This window comes from Paraburkholderia aspalathi, assembly GCF_905220735.1.
Lineage (GTDB): Bacteria > Pseudomonadota > Gammaproteobacteria > Burkholderiales > Burkholderiaceae > Paraburkholderia > Paraburkholderia aspalathi.
Genome location: NZ_CAJNBA010000012.1, coordinates 111,282 through 128,427, shown reverse-complemented (window position 1 = coordinate 128,427; position 17,146 = coordinate 111,282). Strand labels below are relative to the sequence as shown.

The window sequence follows — 17,146 nt, the reverse complement described above, 5'->3', positions numbered from 1 at the left end:
TTCGGCAACAGACAGGATGCCGCCGACGCGGTACGAAGCTTCGACTTTTTAAAAATACCCTTTGCCGGTGTCCAGGATTGCTTGACCACTACAGTGCCGCCCCGCACAGGGAAATCTACGAAAAATGATTGCTGGCCACGCAAAGCCTTATCAGCAAAGGTTTTGCTCGATATGGACGGATGCAAACAGAACCTTTCTATTTGCGTTCAGGACAATCGGCGGACAATCTTCGCGCGTTTTTCGCGCGGCCCTGATAACGGCCCTCAGACGGCCTGCGACTTCGGTGCCTTTATCTGAGCAGGTCCGGCACACTGCCAGCGCCGCCACGCTCAGCGATTCAGGCCGCAGCGGTTGCGGCGGTCCATTGCCACCACCGCCGATGCATCAGGACCGCGTTTCGAATGCTGCATCAGTCGTCGGGATGATCTTCAAATACCGGAGAACCAAGATCGAGGGTAATCAGGTAGCGCTCGTCGTTTGGTCGGTCGTCAGTCCGAAAGCATCGGATATTGAGCGAAACCTCATATTTGTCGTCGGCCTGCCATCGCGTCGTTGGTGCGTTGCACGCTCGAATTGCATCACGCATCGCCTGAGTGTTTTCGATGGGACGATTGGTCGAGGACTGAAACGGTTTCCATCCACCCTGTCTGAATTGGTTCTGTAGGTCCGTGAGGATCGCCATTGATTCATCAAGCGGTAGCGTTTCGACTTGCGGCGAAAGGGTAACCGATTCAACCTTTCCACGCTTGTCCACCCCGACATACAGGAATTTCGCGGATGGCGTGACGAAGCCATGTCCGAGCGCTGTGAAACGCAACCTAGCTGGGCGAGTTACAAATCCTCCCCAAAACATACTTGGGTCGGCAGCAGGCAGGGTCGAGTGGGATTGCTCGCGCACCTGCTCATAGGGTTCGCCAAGGGTCAGTGCGACTTCATCAGTGGACCTTGCCATTGCGACCACTCCCCATACGGCAGCGCAGCCAACTACCGCGCAAATGAGATATCCTGGCCACCTGATGTTTCGAGATAGCATGCTTACCTTGAATGCGCGATGAGAAAAAGGGAATTTTCAACGTCGTATTTCTGAAGCGGATCGCGTAACAGGTCATCGAAACGCTGTGCGGCGCGCATCACGAACGCCATGCGCTGATTGGGATCGGCCAGATTCGCGAGAGGCTGCTTACTGAATAGTTCACTTTTTTGTGCGTTCGCCCCTGACACCGTACACTGATTCGCGAGTGCAAGCTGAATCTCGCGTGCTGAGCCAGTTGGAATATTCAGCGCCCACGCGAACTGGTTAGCGCGCATCAGCAGGGCAAAGGAGGGATCGTCGTACATCGCTCGCTGTAGGACATTGAGCTGTTCATGCTCGGCCAACATTTTGACACCTCCAGCCGTATCCCCTGCTTCAATGGCCTCAAACGCACGTACGACTCGGGGCTGCACCTCGCCGAAAGGAACGGCTGCACCAATCGGCCATACGACCGAGCCACGCAACTGCTGCCGTTCTGACAAACACCGCTTGAACCGTTGCAAGCCAAACTGCTTATAGAACATGTGCAGCGGCCAAACGTCCAGAAACAGCGACGTGTTGCCCTTTGCAAGCATCTGATAAACCTTCGTTGCGCCCTCGCCGTTTGCCTGGTCAGCTACAGGCATGCGCGGCGATGCGTAAGGAGACAGGCGCTCAAGCGGCGAAGCGGCTCTGTCCCATTGCTGATAGGCGTTGCGTTGCCGGTTCGACGTGCTGATTAACTCTGCGGCATTAAGCAGGCCGCAGCCGACCTGCTTGGATGCAAACGCAGCGAGTCCCGCCCACTGGAAGCGGTGATCGTCCAGCCACAATTGTGCGTAGGCCGCATTGATACGCCGGTTGCGTGCGATCGGATCGTCAACGGCTACGATGGCCTCGGCCTTCTTCTGATAGAAGCGCCAGCAGTCGATACAGTCCTGCTTGTCGTCTTCGGCGCGTTTCTTTGCTGCGGCCTCTTCCTCTTTCCAGTTCGGGTAACAGACTGGACACCTCGGGTTGTCGCACTTCTGCATGAAATCTGCTCGTTGTTATTGGCTTTTCATCACATGCCGCAACGTTCGTTTGCGGCACAGTCCCACGTATAAGGTTGGCCGCATCGAATATTGATGCAGCCATTTTCAGCGCGGTGAATCTAGCAGATCGCAGGCGGCTCATGTTTTTGGGATACGAATCTATGCGGCGTGAATATCGCGTTCAGTGGCTACCCTTCCAGTAGGGGGATGGAATCGAAAAAAATGCTTTCGGCTGGAAACCCCGCAGCACAGTTATTTGCATCGGCGCATGTTACGCATCGGGGGTCAATTTGAGCCTGCGTGAGCGCATCGCAGGCCAGCGGCAAGGTATGCTGACCGCGAACCTAGGTGCAGTCGTCAGGGTGCCGGAGCATTGGGAAACGCATCGGCATTGAGGTTCGGCATGGCGACTGGGCCCTCGTAAGAAAGCAATGCTCGCTCATGCAGCCGCGAATCGTAAAGGATGAGGCATTCGTCGCTGCCGACATTCGAACACTTGTGAGACTCCACAGGGTGTCGGTTTATCGTGACCTCACGGGATAGTTTTCGGCCTAAGCGTCGCGCACGAATGGTAAGCTCTGCCGGTATAACTGGTAAAAATGCAGGCTTGATACTAATCGTCACCAGCTACCACCCACGCCCCAAGGAATCGACGAGCATGTCGCCTAAATACCTTGAAGTCAAGAAGCGACATCATCACGTCTGGGCGAACTATCTTGTCCGATGGGGGCGCGGCACGAGAGACGTCTTCTATACCACCAAGGCTGGAAAAATTGCACATGACAGCGTGCGGGGTATTGTTGTCGACGATTACTTCTATAAGATCTCCGCGCTTACGAATTGGCATGTCGAAGTGATTAAAGGCTTCTCTCGAAAAAGCCCCGAACATCTCCACCAGCGGCACATGTCGTACCTTCGCGATTTCCTAGAAATCCAACAAGCTGAAGAGACCTATCGCCAATCTGCGATTCAAGATCGGGAAGTCGAAGTCCATCTCAATGCCGCGAAGTGCAACCTGATCGAAAATCTCCACTCCAGCCACGAAAAAACGGCAGTACCGGTGTTGGCCGCACTAGCCGATGAAAACCTCGATGTGCTAGAGGATAAACAGCGCATGGTTGAGTTTATGATCTTCGTCGGTCAACAATTCTGCCGCACTAAGACTTTTCGCGATAATTCGCTCCAAGTACTAACTCGGCGCAGTACCCTTGAGATCGAAGTCGCCGACGCTACGTCACACGCATGGTGGTTTTTGAGCTACATGTACGGGATGAACCTCGGATGGAGCCTATACGCAGGTCGGAATGAGGCGAGACATGCGTTGCTGATAAATGACACCTCAGTGCCTTTCATCACGTCCGATCAGCCTGTCGTCAACGTTCACTCGTGTGTGTCGGAAACAGAATTTTCCGCGCCTGAGCATGCCGACTTCTACTATCCGATCTCGCCGAGAGTCGCTTACATCATTTGTGATTCCGACCGCTTTAAGCAGGGCAAGAATCAGATTGATGAGGCCACCGTCGTAGAACTTAATTCGAAGCAGGCGGCTCAAGCCATGACGCACATCATCGGTGATACGGAGGAAGCCATCCTCCCTTTCCAAAAGTACGTCGGTCGGCGCTATCAGAAGGCTTCTCGTGGCCCAGCCTTGGCCTGACTCCCCAAGTAGAGCACCAACTCGCGTTGTGCGATGGCTTCGACCTGCGCACGCACGCCGCGTGTAATCCATGCGACCAGCGGTGCGCCGCTCATAGCGGCTTCCCCTGACGACGTGCGCGTTGCTGGCGCTTGCGCAGCCGATCATGTTCGCGGCGCGCTTCAGGTGTAGGAGCAGCGACAGGCAGCACGGCGGCGTGTCGCTCAGGCGGTCGTGCCACCCAATGCGCGCGACCTGACGTTATATCCTCGACAGCACGCTTCAGCACCTCACGACCGGTATCCATGACGCAGGCTCCGACAGGTTGCACGTGCAACGATTCTAGGCGCGGCGACACGCGGCAGGCAAAAAAAGAGCCGTGCAGCACCTCGCGAGCCGCACGGCCTTTCAACTCCATTCGTCATTTACGTGCGGATATTTCACTGCGCCGCACGCCTCGCAGCATTCGCTCTAGTCGCTCACGACCGTCCAAGCCGTGCCGGGTGTCGCAGCGAGCAGGCGACCGGCCACGACGGCGATGTTCACGGCCTCGCGTTGCGCCGCGACCATTTCATGAAGCAGGCGCAGCAGTGCATCCGCGAGCGACGCGCCAACGAGGTTTGCGGCGGCGTCGTAGTCGATCTTCGCCGCGAGCGCTGCATCAATCCTGATCGGCGCTTTCATGGCGCAGGCTTCCGCGTCGTCTCAGGGATGACCAGCGCATAGCCGCCGCTGAGTTCGATCAGCACGCGCCGCTGTCCGTCCGTTTCGAGCAGTGCGACTGCCGTGACCTGCGCGTCACGCTTTGCCGTGATTCGATCGATCAGCCATGCGACCTTATGAACGGCAGCGCTGCGCTGTTCGGCCTCGGTCAACTGGATCCGTGGATCGACATCGACCAGCTTGCTCAGCACGCGCTCGGGATCGTCCAGGCGGCAGAGGGTGGCCGGTGTCGGTTTCATGGCTGCGGTTCTCCTGTCTCGCCGCGTGGCAGCTTCATCAGGTCGTCAATGTCGAAAGCGGTCCCGGCCAGGTCGGCGGTTGACGTGACCATCAGATCGGCGAACAGGTGACGCAGCAGGTCGGCTTCATCCTCAGTGACAGCAGCCTCACCGCGCGCCGCGTGCCACTCGTTGATCTCCCGCAACGCCTCATCGAAGGCTTCCTGCATCCGGCGCGCGAGTGCATCGACTTCAGCGCGCTTCGCAGGTGCATTGCCGTAGTGGTCGCCGTCATCATCGCCGCCGATGTCAGCGTGGTGCAGGAACCGTCTGAACAGTCGCATGGCGTGCCTCAGGCTTGAATGGCGTTCGTGACGAGCCGCGCGGTCTCCGGCACCAGCGTTTGCCAGTTCGCGTACAGAATGGCGCGCAGCGCGGAAAGGTTCTGCTGCCATGTCGAGACGATCTGCGAGCCGCCTTCGTCGTCCGTCACTTCAATCGTGCTGTGTTGTGACCATTCGAGAAACGCGCCGGTCTCGGTATAGCCGAGCGCGCCGGGTGCAATCGCGGCAATCGAGCCTCGTGCGATGCCTGCCGATGTAATGGTCATGAAGCCGCCGAACCAGCCACCATCGCGCGCCGTCAGTGTGGCGTCACGTCCGTAGCCGAGGGTAATCAGCGCAGGCACATCGAGCGGATTGATGATCAGCACCAGACCGGCCGCGTAATCGTCCGGAAAGCCATCGAGCAGCGCGGTCAGATCGCGGCCAATGTCGCCGGTTCCTGCAATGGCGTTGCCTGCAAATGGCGATGCGGGTTCGATACCCGGAGTGCCTTCGTTCAATGGATCGCAGAATGCTGCATCGACGGATCTGGCGAGCGCATTGGCGGCATCGCGCATGATCGCAGCATCAACGTTCGGGTGCAGCAGGCGCAGGAATTCGAGCGTGTATAGCAGCAGTGCAGCGGTTTTCAGAACCTGAAGACGAAACGGTCTGAACGCCTGCGCGCTGGTCCTGATCGGCGCGGCTTGCTGTGTCCAGTGCGCCTCTGCTTCGAGCGTCTGCGCGAGAACCGGCGCATCGGCCGGAACCCGGTAAAGCGGGGCGAGCGCAGACAGCTTTCCGATCACGGACAGACGCGATACCTGCGCCGCGAGATACGCACCGAGTCCGGCAAGCCGCTCGTCATTGACGTTCAATGCGTCGGTGTCGGTGATCGCACGCGCCAGATATTCACCAGCAGGGTTATGCGTGCCGAACTGTGCGGCCAGAAACATGCGCGCTGCGCTCATGTCGCCTTTGCTCACTGCCAGCGCGCGCGCCACCGCTGCCAGCGTGTTCCGTGTTTCAAGCGTGAGCATGTTCGCCTCTCTCGTATCGTCGCTGGGGTATGCATGAAGCCTCCCGCAACGCGATGCGCGGCACCAGCATCGAATTGTTGAAATACATCAAAACGCGTCCGGATAGCCGAGTTCCAGCCAGATCGCAATATCGCGAATCCGATAGAAGCGTCGCGTTCCGGTCGTGCGATAGCGCGGCACGCTCCTGCCTTCGCGGATACGTTGGACGAGCCAGTTGCCGTTATGGCCGCAGAGCTTACCCGCCTTGTTTTCGCACACTGCGATATCGGGGAGAATGCGCACGCCGTTTGCCTCGCACCAGTCGAGCAGCACCTGTTCGCAGGTCTCGACGCGATCATCGAACGTAGGCACGTGCGCCGCCGTCACGCGCCAGCGTCGGCAGGCGGTACCTCCCGATCGGCGTCTTCAGAAAAACCATGAACCCGCGCGCCGCGTTCGCCGTCTGCGGTGAAAAACATCTCCGTCAAGGCGAAGCCTTCGAGAACTGCGCGGACAATCACGTGATGACCAAAGATCACGGTGACGACCTGATGCCCCTTTGCCTGAAGCTCGCGCAGCCGCTCGCGCGTCGGTGCAGGTAGCAGTTCTTCAACGGCGGCGGCCAGATGGTCGTCCGCCGCGAACAGGCGCTCGACAGCGTTGATCTGATGACCGTTTTCGCTCATGGTGTTCTCCGCAAGGTTTTAACTGCGTGGTCAAACGGTGATGCCGAATTCGTCGCTTTCCTAGGTTAAACAGGTTGACACTTGATGAAACATACAAAGCCGTAAGTACCGTCAAGCCAGTAAATCAAAACAAGCAGATAAAGTAGAGAAAGCAAAAGAAGTATGTAAAGGAAGTAAACCTCTCTCTTATAAAGAGGCTTCGACCATCTGCCGTGCAATCGGTGTGAGGCTCGGGATACCACCCGGGAGGGCGAGATAGCCGGAATCACGAAGGCGGTTAATCATCTGGTGCACGGCCTGACGGCTGATACCGAACCGGCTGGCAAGTTCAGAAGGCATCCGGCACCCGTCGGCAATCGCGACCAGGTAGCGCAGTTCTGCTTCCGATGCGTGAAGCGACGCATCGCCAAGGCAGTGAAAACAGAGCCGGTCATCGAGTCGTAGCCGGTAGGACGCTTCGCCAAGGTCGCGGCCTTGTGTGTACAGCACGCGTTCACTCTCGCCTTCGCGGCGCAGCAGCATCACTGCATCGCTATTGCCGGTGATCGCCGACGAGCCGCCGACACCAGCGAACACATCGTTATCGGACGATGGATTCTTGACCGTGTGGCCGACACACAGCACGGTTATTCCCCGGTCGGCGCCGAGCTTCGAGAGCCACGCCAGTTCGTTCTGTTCATGTTCGTATGGGTCCAGGCTGCGCGGCAACGGCAACGAGAATTTTCGCCAGATGTCGATCACAATAAGGCGCACGTCAGGCCGCTCGTCAAGCAGGTCAATCAGCGCCTGTCGGTTGCCGCGATGCCATTCAAAAAAGAAGGTCAGGCCGGTCGGCACGTCGATGCCTGTCTTTGTCACGCGCTCATACACCCGCCAGCCACTCGATTCGAGATCGAGATACAACACACGACCCTTGCGCACCTCGCGGCCCCAGAACGTCAGGCCGGTTGCGATGCCGAGCGCCATGCCGAGTGCAAGCAGGCTTTTCCCCTGCTTGGGACGGCCGGCGAGGAACACCAGACCAGGCGGAAGCAGTCCGTCGATTACGAACGCAGGTCGCGGCGGTGGCTCTCTCATCAGGTGCTCGATCTCAACGGGTTGCGGGGTCCAGATTTCGATATGCTCGGTGCTGTTCGACTGCCTCTTGTGACCGTGGCCGTTGGACTTTGCGCGCTCAGCGGTAAACTCTCGCGCAGCGTCGTTCGCAGCGTCGTTCGCAGCGTCGTTCGCAGCGTCGTTCGCAGCGGCCAGATCGTCGGCATAATCAGGCTCTGCTGACTTGTGCCGCCTGTTGAATAACGTGCGCGCCGCATCGAGTTCCGCCTTCGTCGGCTCGCTCATAGCGCACCTCGCGCTGCGCGAGTGCGCATCGCTTCGAGCAGGCAACCCCGCGCGTTTTCCTCAACCCATGCACGATGTTCGCGCCACTGCTCAGGCGACATCAACGCCTCGCAGCGCGCCAGTTCCTTCGCGATCAGCCGTTCGAAGCGTTCTCGGATAGCTTGCGGGGTCGGCGTGGGTAGCCTATGCTGTCGGCGACCTTCCGCAAGGTCAGATGCATCTCCGCACCCGCTGACCTCCTCGGCGGTTTTTTTTTCGCCAGTCATCGCGCGTCCCCTTCATGCCGGTTCGGTTTCGTCGGCGGAGGCCGTCCTGTTCACGCGTTGGCCACGGCGCGGACGCGGTGCATCGGCCACCGCACGCGCCTCCTTTCGCGCGGTCTGGGAGTGCAGCACATCCTTCGATGCGTCTGCTTCCGGCTGCTTCACGGTTGCCGGTTCAGGCAGAAGCGAATGGTTCGTCGTCGTCTTGCGTGCGAGGTACGCGACCCATTCACGCGATTCGATCAGCACCTTGTCGCCGAGCCGGATAAAGGCCGGACCGTCCGGCTGCTTCAGAATCTTGTAAATCAGTCCCTTCGAAACATGGTTCGCCTTCGCCAGTTCCACCACCGTGTAAAGCACCGGCAGGCCGTCACGTTCACCTCGTTGGGATTCCTGAACATATTCGCTATTTGTCTGCGTCATTTCATCCTCACGTACTCTGATTTGACCCGCGCGTGCCTCGCGCACTGGTGACTATTTAAGCCACTCCGAAGCGCAATAGCAAACGGCACGATAACGAGGATTTATAACGTCGACACTGAAAACGGCGCGCGAGCAGCGATAGATATAAGCTCGGATTGACCTAGTCCAGATAGATAAAAATAATTGAAAAAAAGATTTATCGTTGACTGTCGGAAAGTTTCGAGCGAAGGGCGAGACGCATCAAGCCGCGCCAGATTTCGGGGTAACGGCCAGCGCTGCCAAAAGACGCGTTTTTCAGTGGTCAGCGCGCGGCGTGAGATATAAGCGGACCTCATGGCGGAGGCCGCTTATCGTAGGGGAAAGCACCTAGGCAGATTTTTGACTTGCGGGGGTGTCGACGTTCACATTCGGCTGGTCGAGCGCGGCCATCACATCACGCATGTGTTGCGGCGATAGATGTGCATATCGCGCCGTCATGCGCGTGTCGCGATGACCCAGCACCTTCGAGACCGAATAGATATCGACACCTGCCATCGTCAGGCGGCTTGCTGCGTGGTGCCGTGCATCGTGGAAGCGGAAGCGCAGGCGCGTGATCTTCGCGGCGTCGCGCACGCGCGGCCAGTTCTTCAGTTCGCAAAGCGGCGCGTCACCCTTTTCATTGGGGAAGACGAACACGGCATCAGCAGGACACTGCGCGCGCCATGCGGTGAGCACTTCGAGCGCTTCACGGTTCAGCGCCAGCACGCGCGACTTCGCACTCTTCGTGTTGATGCCGGGAAACGTCACGCGCGCGCCGCCAAGATCGACGTGACGCCATTCGAGCTTGAGCAGTTCGCCGCGGCGGCAGGCGAGATTCAGCGCGAGCAGCACGGCCGGCTTGGTGGCGTCGCCATAGGTGCGCGTGCCAATGTCGATCCGGCGCCGCAGACGGCGCGCGACATTGCGCTGTTCATCGCGGACGGCTTCGTCGTAGGCATCCAGCGAATCGCGAAGACGCTGTTCTTCTTCTGGCATCAGGTAGCGATCGCCGTCCGGTTCTGGCTCGCGCTGCTTTTTCACGCTTCTCATCGGGTGCGCTTCGATGATGTCCCTTTCGACGGCGCGCGAGAACGCGCCGCGCAGTGCGTTGATGTAGCGGTTGCAGGTCGCAGGCTTGCGACCCGCGCGCAGGCGTTCGCTGCGCCACTTCTCAACGTCCCATGCCGTGATGGCGCTCAGGTCACGATCAAGCAGATGCGCGAAGCCTGACTTCGAGCGGATCAGGTCGCTGTTTTTCGTTCCGGTTCGGCCATGCGTGCGCAGGTAGTCGTCGTAGTGATCGGCAAGGAAGGCGCGCAGGGTGATCGTGCCGACCTTTTTCTGAGCAGTGGTGCGCGCCTCGGACTTCGCCAGTCGCACGGCGAGCGAATCGCCTTTGCGGTCAGTCAGTGCGCCGTGCGCCTTCGCTGCCTCGCGCGCTGCTGCCGGGTCGATGTCCGGCCAGCGGCCGACCGTGACGCGCTTCGGCTTGCCGGTCGCGTCCTGATAGCGGTAGGTGTAGGAGACCGTGCCGTTCGCCGCGACGCGCACGGCGAAGCCTCGCAGGACATTGCAGGCGTACTCGCGTGGGTTGGTGCGGTCGAGCGCGCGCATGAAGGCGCGGTCGAGCTTAAATTTCTGGTGGTTGGCCATTGCGTTTTTCCCTTAGACAATTTCAGGACAATTCACGCCGTGAACACAGGTGAATCAGGCGAGGCACTATAAACGCTAACCCGTTGATTGATAAAGGATTTATGCGCTAAATAGTACATCACCGCACGCTATGAACAAGCAGAATTACCCGCACAGGGGCAACGCTAATAGACCACTAACAATTCAAGGAAAACCACAAGCCCTAAGCAAACAACCCCTAAAGCTCCCAGCCACCACAGCCGTAAACAAGTAATCCCGCCACATATTTAGCCACCGACCATGGAAAACCAGACAGAAGCCCAAGCCGAAGCCCAAGCGACGGCCCCAACACCGTCACTGACTCTGGAAGCCGTACCGGTAGGCACCCCTCTCGACTGGCCGATCGCAGACTCCAACGGCACACTCCTCTTCGCCGCCGGCACCATCCTGGCGACCACGGACGAGCGCCAATTCCTCTTCGCCAACTTCCACCCGCACCGCGGCGACCTGCTGGAAAAGGCCCCACAACCAGAGCCCCAGGCTGATCAACCCACAGCCGCCAACCTCACACTAAAAGACATGCACCTGACAATAGGTGCATTAGTCGGCGTGCGCTCCCAACTCGGCAGCGGCGCCCCGATGCATCCATGCCGCATCATCGGCTTCGCGCCCAACCATGCGCTCTTCGTCACGCCGCCGCTGCAAGACGGCCGCATCCTCCCGCTGCGCCTCGGTGAAAACATCGAGATCGTCGCCATAGCGAGCCATGCCGTGTTTCGTTTCGTCTGCACGGTCGAGTCCGTGTGCCGCGCCCCATTCGACTACGTGGTGCTATCAAAGCCTGGCGTGATCCGCCGCCTGCGCGAACGCAAGTCGATCCGCGTCCACGCGCACCTCCCGGTGCGCTTCGGCATCGGCGAAACCGGGGATTCATATGACGGTCTGGGCCTCGCCAAAAGCATCAGCGCACTCGGCATGTCGCTGGCCGCTTCATGGACGCTGGGTGCAGTCGGCGAACGACTGCGCATCGCCTTCAGCCTCAAATCGGCGGAGATGCAAACGGAGATCGAAACCGCAGCAGTCATCCGCAACGTGCAGAAAGGCAGTGCGCCGGGCGAGCCTTCAACCCACGGGCTCGAGCTCGATCAACTCGACGCCGCTCAGCAGATGGCGATGAAAGTCTTCGTATTCGACCGCCAGGACGATGTGCAGTACTGGTCCAACGGTTTGAAATAAGCGCACGAAAAAGACGTGCAGCAGCACGTCGCCCGTGACGCTCAGACTCAGGCGATCAGTTCGTCTGGCGTAAACAGGGCCGCGCCCCATGCATCGGCAAGCGTCTGGCAACGGCCCAGCCGTATCGCCGTTCGCTCGAAGTCGACGAATACCACCTCGTCCGCATGGCGCGGCCGCACCGGCTGATCGCCACTGCGACCGTCAGTCAGGATCCACAGCCAGCGCTGCTGCGCGGGCTTGCGTCGGGCGCTGCGCTCCAGCACCTGCGCAGCCTGACACACACCGGACGCTAGCGGCGTCCCACCGCCCCCGCCCACCGGCCTTAGCCACCGTTCATTCCACCAGCGCGGCACGGCCGGACCGAAACGCAGATCGGCGCCAGCCCCGCCAAAACACACCAGCGCCGCCTCGGCGCGAGCGGCGCTTGCGCGATCGAACAGCGCGATCAACAGACCCTTGGCGAGCGCGAGGCGTTGCCCGCCAAGCATGGAACCGGAGCAATCGAGCACGAAGCAATGCAGCACGCCACCCTGCGGCGCTTCTCGCGCGAAACGCAGATGCTCGGCGCGCAACGTGTCCTGACGCTTTGCGACGAACGTCGGCAGCCAAGCAATGCGCTTGCCCGGCGCGCCCTGTAAGCGGCTACGCGGACCTGCGCCGGCACCTTGCCACCATCGAAAACCGCTGCGCGAGTCAGCGGCGGCGCCCTTCCGATGGCTCAGCGTTTTTTTGCGTTGAGCGGAATGACGCCTTTCACCTGCGCGACGCCAGCAGGTTGCGGTGGCAAGTAACCCCAATCGCCATCGCCGGCGGCAGCGCCTGGCGTTGCATCCAGCGAAGATGACGAGGACGCTGCATCCGCGTCGGCAGCCTGCCGCGACGCTTCGCTCTCACGTGCGTCGCCACCTGCACGCGCCTCGCGATCGTGGCGCCGATGCATCAGCACCGACTCAGCGACCCGCTCGACATGCTCCGTCGTCACCGCATCCGCCTGCTCCAGCGCCGCCAATGCCCGCGCAGCGCGCAGCATCACGAGATCGGCACGCAGTCCATCGACCGCCGCATCGATGCACAGCGCACTGACATGCGTATGCACAGCATCGTCGAAATCGAGTTGCGGCAGCGCTTCACGCGCCGCGCGAATCCGCTGAACATACGATTCCTGTTGCTGGGCATATCCCGCGCGAAAGCCTTGCGGATCGAGATCGAACGCCAGGCGCGCCTTGACGATCTGCTGACGCACCTGCGGCTCAAAACAGTTCTGCAGCCCGACCATCAAACCAAAGCGATCGATCAGTTGCGGCCGCAACTCGCCTTCTTCCGGATTCATCGTGCCAATCAGCACGAAGCTCGCATCGTGGCTATGCGAGACGCCATCGCGTTCGATGGTATTCACACCACTGGCCGCTGCATCGAGTAACGCATCGACAAGCGCGTCGGGCAGCAGATTCACTTCATCGACATACAGCACGCCGCGATGCGCTTTCGCGAGCAAGCCAGGCGAGAAACGCACCGAGCCGTCGCGCAGCACGGTTTCGATATCGAGCGTGCCGATCAAGCGGTCTTCACTTGCGCCGAGCGGCAAATTCACCAATTGCCCTTCGGGCAACAATTCAGCAAGCGCGCGCGCCGCGGTCGATTTCGCCGTGCCGCGCGGCCCGCTCACCAGCACGCCACCCAGACCCGGATCGATCGCAGCGAGCAGGAGCGCCTGCTGCAATGGCGTCTGGCCGATCAGCGCGGCAAAGGGAAAGGCGGGCCGTTGGGTCGCAGCGTTCATGTTTGCATTCCTTCAATCTGCTGCTCGCTCGCGAGCAGATGCTGTTCGACTTGCGCGCGATAGTCGCCGGGCGCCTGCCACAAACCGCGCTGCATCGCTTCGAGCAGACGCTCGCAGATCGAATGCATGGCGTGCGGATTGTGCCGCTGCAAGAACTCGCGTGTGTCGACGTCGTTCAGATAAGCATCGGTGACAAGCGCATATTGATGATCGGCGATCACCCGCGCGGTTGCATCGTAGCCGTAGAGATAATCGACCGTCGCCGCAATTTCAGCAGCGCCCTTGTAGCCATGGCGTTTCACGCCATCGAGCCATTTCGGATTGACCACGCGCGAGCGGACCACCCGCGCGATCTCTTCGTGCAGCGTGCGCACACGCGGCGCGGCCGGATTGCTGTGATCCGCGTGATAGATCTGTGGCTGATTGCCCGCCAGATGCCGTACCGCCGCGACCATGCCGCCTTGAAACTGGTAGTAGTCGTTCGAATCGAGCAGGTCGTGTTCGCGGTTGTCCTGGTTCTGCAGCACGACGTCCATCGCGGCGAGGCGTGTGCCGAACGCCTGGCGCGCTTCTTCGCCGGCGCTTTTCTGCGTGTAGGCGTAACCGCCCCACGCCTGATAGGCATTCGCGAGATCGGCGTCGGTTTGCCATTGCTGCGAGTCGATCATGTCCTGCAGACCCGCGCCATACGCGCCGGGCCGCGCGCTGAACACGCGCCAGCCGGCGCGCTTGCGCGCCTCGGCGGCATCCATGCCGTGTGCAATCAGGGCATCGCGTTCGCGCAGCACACGCGCGCGGATCGGGTTCAGGTCCTCGGGTTCGTCGAGTTCGGCCACGGCCTGCACGGCGGCGTCGAACAGATGCATCACGTTCGCGAAGGCATCGCGGAAAAAGCCGGATACGCGTAATGTGACATCGATACGCGGCCGGTTAAAGGCCTCGATCGGCATGATTTCGAAGTCAGTCACGCGATGACTGCCTGGCGCCCACTTCGGCCGCACGCCGAGTAAAGCAAGTGCCTGGGCGATATCGTCGCCACCGGTGCGCATGGTTGCGGTGCCCCATACCGAGAGGCCGATCGCGCGCGGATAATCGCCGTTCTCCTGCAAGTGCCGTTCAATCAACTGCTGCGCGGATTTCAAACCGAGCGACCATGCCGCTTGCGTCGGCACTGCGCGCGTATCGACCGAATAGAAGTTGCGGCCGGTAGGCAGCACGTCAGGCCGTCCGCGCGACGGCGAACCGCTCGGCCCCGGCGGCACGAAACGCCCCTCAAGGCCGCGCTTCAGATGCAGCATTTCCTGCGAACCGCAGGCGTCGAGCCGGGGCAATACGTCGTTGCGCAGGCGTTCGATCACACGTTCGGCTTGCGGCAAAGTCCCGCTTGCGGGCGCCGTCCCGGACGTTTCATCGCCGCACACTTCACGCAACATCTCAGCCGCCAGCAGTTCCAGACGCTCGCGTGTATCGCCACAATGCCGCCAGGGCGCATCGCTCACCCGCTGCAATACCTCGGGACGTGGACCGTCCCACGCCGCAGCCCAATCCACCGACAACGGATCGAATAGATGGTCCATCAGCAGGTCACGCGCCAACGCGTCGATCAAACCGGCCTTGCCGCCCTGGCCATCGCCGACCGGAAAGCGTCCCAGCGCCAGCAACGTATCGCGCCGCTGCACACCTTCAGGCGACTGCCCGAACGTATGCAAGCCGTCGCGAATCTGCGCCTCCTTCAACTCGCACAGCCACGCATCGACGCGCGTCAGCAGCGCATCTTCATCGTCCTGACCGTTCGGCTCCGCAAGACTCAACTCGTCATGCAGCTTGTGCTCGACGATGGTCGCGAGAATGGTGCGCCTCAACAGCTTCGAGCGGCGCGGGTCGACCATCAGTGCTTCATAGTATTCGTCGACCTGGCGCTCGAGGTCCTGCAACGGCCCGTAACTTTCGGCGCGCGTGAGTGGCGGCATCAGGTGATCGATGATGACGGCCTGCGCGCGACGCTTCGCCTGACTACCCTCGCCCGGATCGTTGACGATGAACGGATACAGATGCGGCATCGGACCGAGAATCAGATCGGGCCAGCACGCATCGCTCAACGCGACGCTCTTGCCCGGCAGCCATTCGAGATTGCCGTGCTTGCCAACATGCACGACCGCGTCGATGCCGAACTGATGACGCAGCCAGAAATAGAACGCCAGATAGGCGTGCGGCGGCACGAGTTCAGCGTCGTGATAGCTCGCGTAGTCGCCCTGCTCGCGCGAACGCGAAGGTTGAATGCCAACGAACACTTGCCCACAACGCCAGCCCGCGATCATGAAACGGCCGCGCCGCAACGTTGGATCCTGCTCGGGCGAGCCCCAACGCGCGTTCAGCGCATTGCGAGCTTCCGCCGGCAACGCGTTGAAGTACACAAGGTATTCGTCGAGCGCGAGGCTTTGCAACGCGGGTCGCAAGTCGCGCACGACCGGATCGTTGGTCACGCCTTCGGTCAGCCTCTTCAACAACGCGTCACCGTCGGCGGGCAGTTCGGCCACGCGATATCCCTCATCGCGCAACATCGAAAGAAGGCCGACCACCGAGGCCGGCGTATCGAGCCCCACGCCATTGCCGATACGCCCTTCGCTCATCGGATAGTTGGCGAGGATCAGCGCGAGTTTCTTGTCCGCGTTGTCGAGCGTGCGCAGGCGGCACCAGCGGCGGCTCAGTTCGGCCAGAAAGCCGACGCGTTCGAGGTCCGGTTGGTAGCGGACCACATCGACTTCGGTATGCGGACAACGATAGGCGAGCCCCTTGAAGCTGATCGCCCGTGTGATGATGCGGCCGTCCACTTCCGGCAGCGCAATATGCATGGCGATATCGCGCGAGTTGAGCCCCTGATTGTCCTTGACCCAATCTTCACGATTACCGCCGCTCAGGATCACCTGCAACACCGGCGCGTCACCAGCGAGCGCAAGCGGCTCAGGGTCGTCGATAGCAGACGCGGCGAATGCGGTTGTATTCAGCACCAGCGCGACATCATGTTGCGCGCACAACTGCTGTACGACGTCGCGGCTCATCGCGTCTTTAAGCGAAGTAATCGCGATCGGTAACGGATTCAGGCCTTGTGCTTCGAGTGCATCGATCAGGGCGTCGAACACCGCTGTGTTGGCCGCCTGCAGATGCGCCTTGTAGAACAGAATCGCGGCAACCGGTGCGTCTTCACGCCAACGCGCTTGCCAGTCGGCAATGGTCGGCGTGTCGCGTTCAGGATGGTAGAGCGTCGCGGCAGGCAACGCGCGCGGCAGCGCGGGCTCGCACCCCCAGCCAAACGAGCGGTACGCGATAAAACGCAGGAAGGCCTCGGCATTCTGCGGCCCGCCTTCACGCAGATAGCGCCATAGCTGATGGCACAGTTCGGCGTCGGCGGTGCTGCGCGCCAGCAGATTCGGGTCTTCCTGCAGATCGCCGGAGAACATCGCGAGCGTCTGCTGCTTGCGCTCGGCGAGGGCGACCACCTGTTCGATGCCATACGGCCAGTACGCCTCGCCGCCGAGATGATCGACCACCACGACACGCGCATGCTGCAACACGTCTTCGACATAGAAATCGACCGAAGCCGGTTGCCGCAAATACGTGACGTTCGCAAGCCGCACGCTCGGAAAACCCTCGCCCAGACGCGGAAACACGCTCGCGAGCAATGACAGCGTGGTATCCGCGGAACTGAGCACCACGATATCGGCGGGCTGCTGATCGATCCGGATCACGCCCTGTGTATCGTCGACAAAACCGCCCGGCGTGGTGCGCAGCAGATGCATGAGGG

17 protein-coding genes are annotated in these 17,146 nt (G+C 60.7%); 3 read left to right on the top strand and 14 right to left on the bottom strand.

The window, feature by feature from the left end; all coding sequences use genetic code 11:
- Nucleotides 1-297, top strand: a 297-nt coding sequence (locus KHO30_RS36420) for a hypothetical protein (protein ID WP_211703812.1), incomplete at its 5' end; no start/stop codon positions are given.
- Between the two features lie 112 nt (nucleotides 298-409).
- Here KHO30_RS36420 and KHO30_RS36415 read toward each other — a convergent pair.
- Nucleotides 410-952, bottom strand: a complete 543-nt coding sequence (locus tag KHO30_RS36415) for a flagellar biosynthesis sigma factor (protein ID WP_244864224.1) — start codon at nucleotides 950-952, stop codon at nucleotides 410-412.
- Between the two features lie 83 nt (nucleotides 953-1,035).
- Nucleotides 1,036-2,046, bottom strand: a complete 1,011-nt coding sequence (locus KHO30_RS36410) for a DUF2515 family protein (protein ID WP_211703810.1) — start codon at nucleotides 2,044-2,046, stop codon at nucleotides 1,036-1,038.
- A gap of 658 nt (nucleotides 2,047-2,704) precedes the next feature.
- Here KHO30_RS36410 and KHO30_RS36405 point away from each other — a divergent pair.
- The gene (locus tag KHO30_RS36405) at nucleotides 2,705-3,703 is read left to right on the top strand and encodes a DUF4238 domain-containing protein (protein WP_211703809.1); all 999 of its coding nucleotides are present in this window, start codon (nucleotides 2,705-2,707) and stop codon (nucleotides 3,701-3,703) included.
- Nucleotides 3,704-4,153: 450 nt separating this feature from the next.
- Here the strand turns inward: KHO30_RS36405 and KHO30_RS36400 are convergent, their stop codons facing one another.
- The 9 genes from KHO30_RS36400 to KHO30_RS36360 all read right to left on the bottom strand — a co-directional run bounded on the left by KHO30_RS36400 (nucleotide 4,154) and on the right by KHO30_RS36360 (nucleotide 10,349).
- Nucleotides 4,154-4,366, bottom strand: coding sequence for a hypothetical protein (locus tag KHO30_RS36400; protein ID WP_211703808.1), 213 nt, complete (start codon nucleotides 4,364-4,366; stop codon nucleotides 4,154-4,156).
- Nucleotides 4,363-4,644 carry a hypothetical protein gene (locus KHO30_RS36395; RefSeq protein ID WP_211703807.1) on the bottom strand — a complete coding sequence of 94 codons (282 nt, stop codon included), beginning with the start codon at nucleotides 4,642-4,644 and terminating at the stop codon, nucleotides 4,363-4,365. The genes KHO30_RS36400 and KHO30_RS36395 overlap by 4 nt, the downstream gene beginning before the upstream one ends.
- Nucleotides 4,641-4,967: a hypothetical protein gene (locus KHO30_RS36390; RefSeq protein ID WP_211703806.1), complete on the bottom strand. Its 327-nt coding sequence runs from the start codon at nucleotides 4,965-4,967 to the stop codon at nucleotides 4,641-4,643. The genes KHO30_RS36395 and KHO30_RS36390 overlap by 4 nt, the downstream gene beginning before the upstream one ends.
- A gap of 8 nt (nucleotides 4,968-4,975) precedes the next feature.
- Nucleotides 4,976-5,986: a phage major capsid protein gene (locus KHO30_RS36385; RefSeq protein ID WP_211703805.1), complete on the bottom strand. Its 1,011-nt coding sequence runs from the start codon at nucleotides 5,984-5,986 to the stop codon at nucleotides 4,976-4,978.
- Between the two features lie 87 nt (nucleotides 5,987-6,073).
- On the bottom strand, nucleotides 6,074-6,337 hold the full coding sequence (locus KHO30_RS36380; RefSeq protein ID WP_211703804.1) for a hypothetical protein: 264 nt from the start codon (nucleotides 6,335-6,337) through the stop codon (nucleotides 6,074-6,076).
- Between the two features lie 11 nt (nucleotides 6,338-6,348).
- On the bottom strand, nucleotides 6,349-6,651 hold the full coding sequence (locus KHO30_RS36375) for a hypothetical protein (RefSeq protein ID WP_211703803.1): 303 nt from the start codon (nucleotides 6,649-6,651) through the stop codon (nucleotides 6,349-6,351).
- Nucleotides 6,652-6,837: 186 nt separating this feature from the next.
- Complete coding sequence (locus KHO30_RS36370) at nucleotides 6,838-7,992, bottom strand: AAA family ATPase (protein WP_211703802.1); 1,155 nt, start codon at nucleotides 7,990-7,992, stop codon at nucleotides 6,838-6,840.
- Nucleotides 7,993-8,270: 278 nt separating this feature from the next.
- Nucleotides 8,271-8,678 carry a hypothetical protein gene (locus KHO30_RS36365; protein WP_211703801.1) on the bottom strand — a complete coding sequence of 136 codons (408 nt, stop codon included), beginning with the start codon at nucleotides 8,676-8,678 and terminating at the stop codon, nucleotides 8,271-8,273.
- A gap of 366 nt (nucleotides 8,679-9,044) precedes the next feature.
- Nucleotides 9,045-10,349, bottom strand: a complete 1,305-nt coding sequence (locus KHO30_RS36360; RefSeq protein WP_211703800.1) for a site-specific integrase — start codon at nucleotides 10,347-10,349, stop codon at nucleotides 9,045-9,047.
- A 279-nt stretch (nucleotides 10,350-10,628) separates the two neighbouring features.
- Here KHO30_RS36360 and KHO30_RS36355 point away from each other — a divergent pair, with 279 nt between their 5' ends.
- Nucleotides 10,629-11,564: a flagellar brake protein gene (locus KHO30_RS36355; protein WP_211703799.1), complete on the top strand. Its 936-nt coding sequence runs from the start codon at nucleotides 10,629-10,631 to the stop codon at nucleotides 11,562-11,564.
- 47 nt (nucleotides 11,565-11,611) lie between these two features.
- Here KHO30_RS36355 and KHO30_RS36350 read toward each other — a convergent pair whose 3' ends face one another.
- The 3 genes from KHO30_RS36350 to cobN form a co-directional block, all read right to left on the bottom strand.
- Nucleotides 11,612-12,178, bottom strand: coding sequence for a vWA domain-containing protein (locus KHO30_RS36350; protein ID WP_211703818.1), 567 nt, complete (start codon nucleotides 12,176-12,178; stop codon nucleotides 11,612-11,614).
- A gap of 104 nt (nucleotides 12,179-12,282) precedes the next feature.
- Nucleotides 12,283-13,344: a magnesium chelatase ATPase subunit I gene (locus tag KHO30_RS36345; RefSeq protein ID WP_211703798.1), complete on the bottom strand. Its 1,062-nt coding sequence runs from the start codon at nucleotides 13,342-13,344 to the stop codon at nucleotides 12,283-12,285.
- Nucleotides 13,341-17,141, bottom strand: coding sequence for a cobaltochelatase subunit CobN (cobN, locus tag KHO30_RS36340; RefSeq protein ID WP_211703797.1), 3,801 nt, complete (start codon nucleotides 17,139-17,141; stop codon nucleotides 13,341-13,343). Before cobN ends, KHO30_RS36345 begins: the two co-directional genes overlap by 4 nt.
- Nucleotides 17,142-17,146 lie beyond the last annotated feature (5 nt).